This window comes from Pseudomonas sp. UMAB-40 (assembly GCF_900095275.1).
GTDB classification, from domain to species: Bacteria; Pseudomonadota; Gammaproteobacteria; order Pseudomonadales; family Pseudomonadaceae; genus Aquipseudomonas; species Aquipseudomonas mandelii_B.
The window spans coordinates 177,721-188,002 of the sequence record NZ_LT607563.1 but is presented as its reverse complement, the minus strand read 5'-3'; the positions used below and the strand labels follow the sequence as shown (position 1 = coordinate 188,002).

Here is a 10,282-nt window from a genome sequence, read left to right as displayed (position 1 = left end):
GCATCATCGGCTCGTGCCCGCCGATGCAGGACCTGTACAGCAAGATCCGCAAAGTCGCGCCGACCGATTCCAATGTCCTGATCCAGGGCGAATCCGGTACCGGTAAAGAACTGGTGGCCCGCGCCCTGCACAACCTGTCCAAACGCGCCAAGGCGCCGATGATTTCGGTGAACTGTGCAGCCATTCCGGAAAGCCTGATCGAGTCCGAACTGTTCGGCCACGAAAAAGGCGCGTTCACTGGCGCCAGCGCCGGGCGTGCCGGTCTGGTGGAAGCGGCGGACGGCGGCACGTTGTTTCTCGACGAAATCGGCGAACTGCCACTGGAAGCCCAGGCCCGCTTGCTGCGCGTGTTGCAGGAAGGCGAAATTCGCCGGGTCGGTTCGGTCCAGTCACAGAAAGTCGATGTGCGCCTGATCGCTGCGACTCACCGGGACCTCAAGAGCCTGGCGAAGATCGGTCAGTTCCGTGAAGACTTGTACTACCGCCTCCACGTGATCGCCCTGAAACTGCCGGCCCTGCGCGAGCGCGGCGCCGACGTCAACGAAATCGCCAATGCCTTCCTGGCGCGACAGAGCGCGCGGGTCAACCGCACCGATCTGAAATTCGCCGCGGATGCCGAACAGGCGATCCGTCATTACTCCTGGCCGGGTAACGTTCGTGAACTGGAAAACGCGGTAGAGCGCGCTGTCATTCTGTGCGAGAGCCCGGAGATTTCCGCCGAGCTGCTGGGGATCGACATCGAACTGAGCGACCTGGAAGACGACGACTTCATCGGCCTGCCGCCGCAACAGGGCAACGGCGCCAGCAACAACAATCATGAGCCCACCGAAGACCTGTCGCTGGAAGACTACTTCCAGCACTTCGTGCTTGAGCATCAGGACCACATGACTGAAACCGAACTGGCCCGCAAACTCGGGGTGAGTCGCAAGTGCCTGTGGGAACGTCGTCAGCGCCTGGGTATCCCGCGGCGTAAGACCGGGGTCGCCAGCGAGAGCTGAACCGCGCCTGTCTGATGTGCGGGTAACACATGACTTTGTGAAAAAACTGTTACCTCAGTCTTTTCACGTAACAGAAGCCGGGGCTTACGGTAACGAAGCCCCGGTTTTTTTCGGCCTCGAAAACCCTGCCAGCCCGCCTGCCCCCTTATTTTGCTGGACCTCACAAAAGTTGGCACGCACCCTGCTATATGTTCAGTACAAGAACAATAACAAGCAATGCACAAGACAATAAAAATAAGACGAATCGACTCACGCACAATAAAAACAAGACGGCGAGAGGCGCAGCTAACTGATTCTTTTGGAGAGGCGTTGTATTTGGGGCTTGCCCCACGACCAGGCCGAGAATAATAAAAAACTGTCCTAAGACAGTGCCTGAACTGGTTGGATCGAAGGATCACTGCAACACAGCGACCAAAGCAATCCGTTTGCTCTTGGCTCCCGATTGGGAGGGTCATGAAGGAAACACTTCATGGCGAGGGCACTTAATAAAAACAAAAAGCCCGACTCAAAAATAAAAATAGAGCATGCAACTACTTTCTTGGGGAGCTTCGGCTCCCCTTGTAGTTTCCGGCGTTTGCCCTGCCTCAGACATCTCCCTCAAGTGCTTACGCAGCTTCCTACACCATCCCCCGACTAAATGCTAGAATCCCCGCCCATCATGCGGTCATTCTTCGTTATGGCCGAACATTCCTTCAAACAGTGCATCCCATGCTGAAGAAGTTGTTCCAGTCATTCCGTTCTCCCAAGCGTCATACGCAACACATTCGCAGTACGCCTGAAGTGCTCAACAGCGGCCAACATTCGCTGCAAAAGGCCCAATTCAGCCGTTACGCGGTGAACATCGTCGAACGCCTGCAGAACGCCGGTTACCAGGCCTACCTGGTCGGCGGCTGCGTGCGTGACATGCTCCTGGGCATCACGCCAAAAGATTTCGACGTCGCCACCAGTGCCACGCCTGAGCAGGTGCGGGCCGAATTCCGCAACGCGCGGATCATCGGTCGCCGCTTCAAACTGGTGCATATCCACTTTGGCCGCGAAATCATCGAAGTCGCGACCTTCCGCGCCAATCACCCGCAAAACGACGAGGAAGAAGACAGCAATCAGTCTTCCCGTAACGAGAGCGGGCGCATCCTGCGCGATAACGTCTACGGCACGCTGGAAGAAGACGCGCAACGCCGCGACTTCACCATCAATGCCTTGTATTACGATCCGGTCAGCGAGCGCATTCTCGATTACGCCAATGGCGTACACGACATCCGCAATCACCTGATCCGCCTGATCGGCGATCCGAAGCAACGCTACCAGGAAGACCCGGTGCGGATGCTGCGAGCCGTGCGTTTCGCCGCCAAGCTGAACTTCGGCATCGAAAAGCATAGCGCCGCGCCAATCCGTGAACTGGCGCCGATGCTGCGCGAAATCCCGTCAGCCCGTCTGTTCGAAGAAGTGCTCAAGCTGTTCCTCTCCGGCCATGCCGCGGACACCTTCGAGATGCTGGTCGACTTGCAGCTGTTCGATCCGCTGTTCCCGGCCAGTGCCGAGGCGTTGGAATACAACCCGACGTACACCCACACCTTGATCAGCGAAGCGTTGATCAACACCGACCTGCGGATCAAACAGAACAAACCGGTGACCCCGGCGTTCCTGTTTGCAGCCCTGTTGTGGCCTGCCCTGCCGGCCCGCGTCCTGCGCCTGCAAGAACGTGGCATGCCACCGATTCCGGCGATGCAGGAAGCCGCTCACGAGCTGATTGCCGAGCAGTGCCAGCGGATCGCGATTCCGAAACGTTTCACCATGCCGATCCGCGAGATCTGGGACATGCAGGAACGCCTTCCGCGCCGCAGCGGCAAGCGTGCCGACCTGTTGCTGGACAATCCACGGTTCCGCGCCGGTTACGACTTCCTGCTGCTGCGCGAAAGCGCTGGCGAGCAGACCGATGGCCTGGGCGAATGGTGGACCGACTATCAGGACGCCAATGACAGTGAGCGCCGGGACATGATCCGCGACCTCAGCGGCAAGGATGAAGGCACTGGCGCACCCCGCAAACGTCGTCGCAGTGGTGGCGCCAAGCGCAAACGCGCAGCTGGCGCACCGAGTGCCACGGGCGAGTAATCCATGGAACGCATCTACATCGGCATGGGCAGCAATCTGGCTGACCCTGCCGAACAATTGCGCAGCGCCGTCGAGGCGCTGGCGCAGTTGCCGCAGACCCAACTGGTCGAGGTGTCCGGGTTTTATCAAAGCGACTCGCTCCTGCCCGGCCAGCCGCGTTACACCAACGCGGTCGCCGCCCTCGACAGCACGCTCCCGCCGCTGGACCTGCTTGATGCGCTGCAAGCCATCGAGAACGGACAGGGCCGCGAGCGTCTTGAACGTTGGGGGCCGCGCACGCTGGACCTCGATATCGTGCTGTTTGGCGATCGCCTGATCGACGAACCGCGCCTCAAGGTGCCGCACTACCATATGCAAGAACGGGCCTTTGTTCTGTATCCGCTGGCCGAACTGGCGCCTGCGGAGCTGCGTCTCCCGGATGGCCGCAGCCTGAGTGATTTGCTCGCAGCCTGCCCATTCGTCGGCCTGGAACGCCTCCCCCAAAATTGAAACCAATCCTGTGGGAGCGAGCTTGCTCGCGATAGCGGTAGCCCATTCAACATTGATGTTGGCTGATACACCGCCATCGCGAGCAAGCTCGCTCCCACATTGGTTTTGTGTTGAACAACAGATTGCATCTGCTGAATCGCATCAGTTACCCCGGTAACACCCCCCGCGTAACAATGCGGTAACACATGCAATTGACTTCCCGAGTTCTCCTCACGACTATAGGCGTCCCGCTGCCGCCAACACGGCGTTGAAGGGCGCAATCCAGGCCTTAAAAGCACGACATCAGAGCGTGCGCCTGTATTTAACGAAGAATCACGCGCGTTACTCGCAGTAGTTTCCAAGCGCCTGAATGAGGAACTTTTCATGCCAGCCATCACCCTGACCACTCTGCAAGGTCTCAAGCAAAAAGGTGAAAAAATCACCATGCTGACCTGCTATGACGCGACCTTCGCCCACGCCTGTAATCAGGCTGGCGTCGAAGTGCTGCTGGTGGGCGACTCCCTCGGCATGGTTCTGCAAGGTCACGACAGCACCCTGCCGGTGACCACCGCGGAAATGGCTTACCACGTGGCTTCCGTCAAACGCGGCAACGCCGATGCGCTGATCCTCGCCGACCTGCCGTTCATGGCCTACGCCACCACCGAACAAGCCATGAGCAACAGCGCCCTGTTGATGCAGGCCGGTGCGCACATGGTCAAGGTTGAAGGCGCATTGTGGCTCGCCGACTCGATCCGCCTGCTGGCCGAACGTGGCATCCCGGTGTGCGCACACATGGGCCTGACACCGCAATCGGTGAACATGCTGGGCGGTTACAAAGTCCAGGGCCGCAGCGAGAATCAGGCGCGGCAGATGCGCGCCGACGCCATCGCCCTGGAACAGGCCGGTGCCGCCATGCTGTTGCTTGAGTGCGTACCGAGCGAATTGGCCCAGGAAATTACCCAGGCAGTGGGCATTCCGGTGATCGGCATCGGTGCCGGCAGCGACACCGATGGCCAGGTCCTGGTCCTGCACGACATGCTTGGCCTGTCCATTACCGGCCGCGTACCTAAATTCGTAAAGAACTTCATGAACGGCCAGTCCAGCATTCACGCTGCACTGAGCGCCTACGTCAGTGAAGTCAAAGCAGCTACTTTCCCTGGGATCGAACACGGATTCTCTGCATGAACACCGTCAAAACCGTCCGCGAACTCCGGGCTGCCGTTGCTCGCGCCCGTGGCGAAGGCAAGCGTATTGCCTTCGTCCCGACTATGGGCAACCTGCACAGCGGTCATATCGCGCTGATTGCCAAAGCCTCCCAACGGGCGGATTTCGTGGTCGCGAGCATTTTCGTCAATCCGCTGCAATTCGGCGCTGGCGAAGACCTCGACAAGTACCCGCGGACCCTGGCGGCTGACCAGGAGAAACTGCTCCAGGCCGGTTGCCACTTGCTGTTTGCGCCCACCGTCGAAGAAATGTACCCCGACGGCATGGCCGGCCAGACCCGCGTCAGCGTCCCGCAACTCTCCGAAGGCCTCTGCGGCGCCAGCCGCCCCGGGCATTTTGAAGGCGTCGCGACGGTCGTCAGCAAGCTGTTCAACATGGTCCAGCCGGACCTGGCGATCTTCGGCCAGAAAGACTTCCAGCAACTGGCGGTGATCAAATCCCTGGTCCATGACCTGAACATGCCGGTGCAGATCATTGGCGAACCGACCGTACGGGCGGCCGATGGCCTGGCGCTGTCGTCGCGCAATGGTTTCCTCAGCGAAGAGCAGCGCGCCGTTGCGCCGGTGGTGTATCGCGGCCTGAGCCAGATTGCCGAGGCGATCAAACAGGGCGAGCGGGATTTCCCGGCGCTGATCGACGCCCAGATCCAGCAGCTCGAAGCGGCGGGTTTGCGCACCGATTACCTGGAGATTCGTCACGCGCAAACCTTGCGCCCGGCGACCCCGGAGGATCGGGACCTGGTGATTCTGGTGGCGGCGTTCCTCGGCACCACACGGCTCATCGACAACCTGCACCTGAACCTCGACGCTCCCGCCTGAACACAAATCCCCTGTAGGAGCCGGCTTGCTGGCGATGACATCACCTCGGTCCGGCAGATGCACCGCGGTGAGGCCATCGCCAGCAAGCCGGCTCCTACAGAGGGCTGCTCCCTCGCGCCTTGTATTGCTGCCCACATTGCCTTCGGGCAAACTGCCCGCCGTTCGATTCCGACCTGGGAAAACACTCATGCACGCCATCATGCTCAAAGCCAAGCTGCATCGCGCCGAAGTCACGCACGCCGTTCTCGATTACGAAGGTTCTTGCGCCATCGACGGCGAATGGCTGGACTTGTCCGGTATCCGTGAATATGAACAGATCCAGATTTATAACGTCGACAACGGCGAACGCTTCACCACCTACGCGATTCGTGGCGAAGAAGGTTCGCGCATGATCTCGGTCAACGGTGCTGCAGCGCACAAGGCCAAGGTCGGTGATCGGGTGATCATCTGCGCTTACGCGCATTACAGCGAAGCCGAGCTGCTCAATTTCAAGCCGCGCATGCTCTACATGGCGCCGGGCAATGAGCTGAGCCACACCAGCAATGCCATTCCGGTTCAGGTCGCCTGATCGAACCGACGCCACTCCCGTTTGTCGAACCGTTCCCTGCTTTGTGTATAAAAAAGTACCGGGAACGTGTTAGACAAAGTCAAGACAGATCGCAGCGCGAGGTTTACTGTATTCGCCCTGTGTCATTGAAATCGTGTCGACGCAGTTGACCGGACGCCTGCCCACGGCGCGCCGGGATTTTCAGTGTTCAAAAAAGCCGTTCAAGTAAAAAGGAAACCCGCAGCGATGGCGTACTACCGCACTCCTCACGACGTGACCGCTCTGCCCGCCTGGCAAGCGCTGAATGACCACCGCCAAGCCATGCAGGATTTCAGCATGCGCGAGGCTTTCAATGCCGATCCGCAGCGTTTTACTCAATTCACCCTCAGCAGCTGCGGCCTGTTTCTCGATTACTCGAAGAACCTGATCAACGCCGAGACCCGCAATCTGCTGGTGGGCCTGGCCAATGAAGTCGACCTCAAGGGCGCGATCAAGTCGCTGTTCGACGGCGAAATCGTCAACTCGTCGGAAGGTCGTCCAGCCCTGCACACCGCCCTGCGCCGCCCGGTCGGCGACAAGCTGTCGGTGAACGGCGTCAACGTGATGCCTGAAGTGCACAAAGTGCTGAACCAGATCACCGACCTCGTCGGCCGCATCCACGACGGTTTGTGGCGCGGTTACACCGAGAAGCCGATCACTGACGTGGTGAACATTGGCATCGGTGGCTCGTTCCTCGGCCCTGAGCTGGTGTCTGAAGCGCTGCTGTCCTACGCCCAGAAAGGCGTGCGTTGCCATTACCTGGCGAACATCGATGGCAGTGAGTTCCACGAACTGACCATGAAGCTGCGCGCTGAAACCACGCTGTTCATCGTTTCGTCGAAATCTTTCAACACCCTCGAAACCCTGAAAAATGCCCAGGCCGCTCGCGCCTGGTATCTGGCTCAGGGCGGTTCGGAAGCTGAGTTGTATCGTCACTTCATCGCCGTATCCAGCAACAATGCGGCGGCCGTGGCGTTCGGTATCCGCGAAGAAAACATCTTCCCGATGTGGGACTGGGTCGGCGGCCGTTACTCGCTGTGGTCGGCCATCGGCTTGCCCATCGCGCTGGCCATCGGCATGTCGAACTTCAAGGAACTGCTGTCCGGTGCCTACACCATGGACCAGCATTTCCAGAGTGCGCCATTCGAACAGAACATGCCGGTGCTGCTCGCATTGCTCGGCGTCTGGTACGGCAACTTCTGGGGTGCGCAAAGCCACGCGATCCTGCCTTACGACCACTACCTGCGCAACATCACCAAGCACTTGCAACAGCTGGACATGGAATCCAACGGCAAGAGCGTGCGCCAGGACGGTACGCCAGTGTCCACCGATACCGGCCCGGTGATCTGGGGCGGCGTGGGTTGCAACGGTCAGCACGCGTATCACCAGTTGCTGCACCAGGGCACCCAACTGATTCCGGCCGACTTCATCGTGCCGATTGTCAGCTTCAACCCGGTGTCCGACCACCACCAGTGGCTGTACGCCAACTGCCTGTCGCAAAGCCAGGCGCTGATGCTGGGCAAGACCCTTGCCGAGGCCGAAGCCGAGTTGCGCGACAAAGGCATGAGCGAAGAAGAGGTGCACAAAATCGCGCCGCACAAGGTGATCCCGGGCAACCGTCCGAGCAACACCCTCGTGGTCGAGCGCATCAGCCCCCGTCGACTCGGTGCGCTGGTGGCGATGTACGAACATAAAGTCTTCGTGCAAAGCGTGGTCTGGGGCATCAATGCCTTCGATCAGTGGGGCGTGGAGCTGGGTAAAGAACTGGGCAAAGGCGTCTACAACCGCCTTGTTGGCAGCGAAGAAACCCCGGCTGACGATGCTTCCACCCAAGGCCTGATCAACTACTTCCGCGGTCGTCACCGCGGATGATCTGACGCCGTTCCTGCGGGGTACTAACCTTGTAGGAGCCGGCTTGCTGGCGAAGCGGTGTATCAGTCGACAAAAAGTTGAATGACACACCGCTTCGCCAGCAAGCCGGCTCCTACGAGGGTCGCGCAGCTCCCCTCTTGTCGCAAAACAAGAATAAGGAACCGTCATGTTCGATATCAGCACGTTCCCCAAAGCCGATGCCGTCCGCCGGGCTGCACACTTGAGTCAAGACGACTACCACCGCCTCTACCGCCAATCCATCGAGCACCCCACTGAGTTCTGGGCCGAGCAAGCCACCCGCTTTCTCGACTGGAGCACGCCGTGGGACACCGTCCAGCGCTATAACCTGAAAACCGGCGAGGCCAGCTGGTTTGCCGGTGGCCAGTTGAACGTCAGTTACAACTGCATCGACCGTCACCTGGAAAAACGCGGCGATCAGATCGCCATCCTCTGGGAAGGCGACGACCCCGCCGAATCCGCGCAGATCACCTACAAGAAACTCCATCACAACGTCTGTCGCCTGGCCAACGTGCTCAAAAGCCGTGGCGTGAAAAAGGGTGACCGCGTGTGCATCTACATGCCGATGATTCCCGAAGCGGCCTACGCCATGCTCGCGTGTACGCGGATTGGCGCGGTGCATTCGGTGGTGTTCGGCGGCTTCTCTCCAGACGCTGTGCGCGACCGGATTCTCGACGCCGACTGCCGCACGGTGATCACCGCCGATGAAGGCGTGCGCGGCGGCAAATACGTGCCGCTCAAGCAGAAGGTCGACGAGGCGCTGCAAAGTTGCCCGAACGTCAGCACCGTCATCGTCGTCGAGCGCACCCAAGGCAAAGTGGACTGGGTTGAAGGTCGCGATCTCTGGTATCACCAAGCGCTGCGCGACGTCAGCGACGATTGCCCGCCGGAACCCATGGACGCCGAGGACCCGCTGTTCATCCTCTACACCTCCGGCAGCACCGGCAAACCCAAAGGCGTGCTGCACACCACCGGCGGCTATCTGCTGCAAGCGGCGATGACCTTCAAGTACGTGCTCGACTACCGCGATGGCGAAGTCTTCTGGTGCACCGCCGACGTCGGCTGGGTCACCGGCCACAGTTACATTGTCTATGGCCCGCTGGCCAACGGCGCGACCACGCTGATCTTCGAAGGCGTGCCGAGTTACCCGAGCAGTTCGCGCTTCTGGCAGGTGATCGACAAACACCACGTCAACATTTTCTACACCGCCCCGACTGCCCTGCGCTCGCTGATGCGTGAAGGCCCCGAGCCGTTGAAGGAAACTTCTCGCCAGAGCCTCAGATTACTCGGCAGCGTCGGTGAGCCGATCAACCCGGAAGCGTGGGATTGGTACTTCAACGTCGTCGGCGAACAACGCTGCCCGATCGTCGACACCTGGTGGCAGACCGAAACCGGCGGCATCATGCTCAGTCCACTGGTCAGCGCGCAACGGATCAAACCCGGTTGCGCAACCCAACCGATGTTTGGCGTGCAACCGGTGCTGCTGGATGAAACGGGCAAGGAAATCAAAGGCGCCGGCAGTGGCGTGCTGGCGATCAAATCCAGCTGGCCGGCGCAGATCCGTAGCGTCTATGGCGATCCGCAACGGATGGCCGACACCTACTTCAAACCCTACCCCGGCTACTACTTCACCGGCGACGGCGCGCGGCGCGATGAGGATGGCGATTACTGGATCACCGGGCGCATCGACGACGTGATCAACGTCTCCGGGCACCGCATCGGCACTGCCGAAGTAGAAAGCGCCCTGGTGCTGCACGACAGCATCGCCGAAGCGGCAGTGGTCGGTTATCCCCACGACCTCAAGGGCCAGGGCATCTACGCCTTTGTCACGCCCATGAACGGCACCGAACCCAATGACGAATTGAAGAAAGAACTGCTGGCCCACGTCAGCAAGGAGATCGGCAGTTTCGCCAAACCGGACTTGATCCAATGGGCCCCGGCCTTGCCGAAAACCCGCTCGGGCAAGATCATGCGGCGCATCCTGCGCAAGATCGCCTGCAACGAACTGGACAGCCTGGGGGACACCTCGACCCTGGCCGACCCGAGCGTGGTGCAAGAGTTGGTGGATAAACGCCTGAACCAGTAACTTCTGGTGCTATGCACTAACTGTGGCGAGGGGGCTTGCCCCCGTTCCAGTGCGCAGCACTGGCACGATTTCGCAAACACTCGACATTCTGGGGCTGCTTCGC

The 10,282-nt window shown here is 60.0% G+C and carries 8 protein-coding genes; all 8 read left to right on the top strand.

The genetic code is table 11. The annotated features are described in order from the left end of the window. A partial coding sequence (locus K0F88_RS19335) for a sigma-54-dependent Fis family transcriptional regulator (RefSeq protein ID WP_257605298.1) occupies nt 1–998 on the top strand: 998 nt, incomplete at its 5' end. A gap of 708 nt (nt 999–1,706) precedes the next feature. Continuing rightward, a complete protein-coding gene (locus tag K0F88_RS19330; RefSeq protein ID WP_219096110.1) occupies nt 1,707–3,107 on the top strand; it encodes a polynucleotide adenylyltransferase PcnB in 1,401 nt (466 codons plus the stop codon). Between the two features lie 3 nt (nt 3,108–3,110). Then, the gene (folK, locus tag K0F88_RS19325; protein WP_219096109.1) at nt 3,111–3,596 is read left to right on the top strand and encodes a 2-amino-4-hydroxy-6-hydroxymethyldihydropteridine diphosphokinase; all 486 of its coding nucleotides are present in this window, start codon (nt 3,111–3,113) and stop codon (nt 3,594–3,596) included. 363 nt (nt 3,597–3,959) lie between these two features. Beyond that, nucleotides 3,960–4,760: a 3-methyl-2-oxobutanoate hydroxymethyltransferase gene (gene panB / locus K0F88_RS19320; RefSeq protein WP_219096108.1), complete on the top strand. Its 801-nt coding sequence runs from the start codon at nt 3,960–3,962 to the stop codon at nt 4,758–4,760. Further along, complete coding sequence (gene panC, locus K0F88_RS19315) at nt 4,757–5,617, top strand: pantoate--beta-alanine ligase (RefSeq protein ID WP_219096107.1); 861 nt, start codon at nt 4,757–4,759, stop codon at nt 5,615–5,617. Before panB ends, panC begins: the two co-directional genes overlap by 4 nt. A gap of 187 nt (nt 5,618–5,804) precedes the next feature. Beyond that, nucleotides 5,805–6,185 (top strand): aspartate 1-decarboxylase, encoded by a 381-nt coding sequence (gene panD / locus K0F88_RS19310; RefSeq protein ID WP_003228271.1) that lies wholly within the window; start codon nt 5,805–5,807, stop codon nt 6,183–6,185. Nucleotides 6,186–6,410: 225 nt separating this feature from the next. Next, the gene (gene pgi / locus K0F88_RS19305; RefSeq protein WP_219096106.1) at nt 6,411–8,075 is read left to right on the top strand and encodes a glucose-6-phosphate isomerase; all 1,665 of its coding nucleotides are present in this window, start codon (nt 6,411–6,413) and stop codon (nt 8,073–8,075) included. Between the two features lie 166 nt (nt 8,076–8,241). Next, nucleotides 8,242–10,179, top strand: a complete 1,938-nt coding sequence (acs, locus tag K0F88_RS19300) for an acetate--CoA ligase (protein WP_219096105.1) — start codon at nt 8,242–8,244, stop codon at nt 10,177–10,179. Nucleotides 10,180–10,282: the final 103 nt, after the last annotated feature.

Coding starts and splice junctions, on each gene's coding strand:
- folK (WP_219096109.1), top strand. CDS start 3,111: ATGGAACGCATCTACATCGGCATGGGCAGCAATCTGGCTGACCCTGCC.
- panC (WP_219096107.1), top strand. CDS start 4,757: ATGAACACCGTCAAAACCGTCCGCGAACTCCGGGCTGCCGTTGCTCGC.
- acs (WP_219096105.1), top strand. CDS start 8,242: ATGTTCGATATCAGCACGTTCCCCAAAGCCGATGCCGTCCGCCGGGCT.
- K0F88_RS19330 (WP_219096110.1), top strand. CDS start 1,707: ATGCTGAAGAAGTTGTTCCAGTCATTCCGTTCTCCCAAGCGTCATACG.
- panB (WP_219096108.1), top strand. CDS start 3,960: ATGCCAGCCATCACCCTGACCACTCTGCAAGGTCTCAAGCAAAAAGGT.
- pgi (WP_219096106.1), top strand. CDS start 6,411: ATGGCGTACTACCGCACTCCTCACGACGTGACCGCTCTGCCCGCCTGG.
- panD (WP_003228271.1), top strand. CDS start 5,805: ATGCACGCCATCATGCTCAAAGCCAAGCTGCATCGCGCCGAAGTCACG.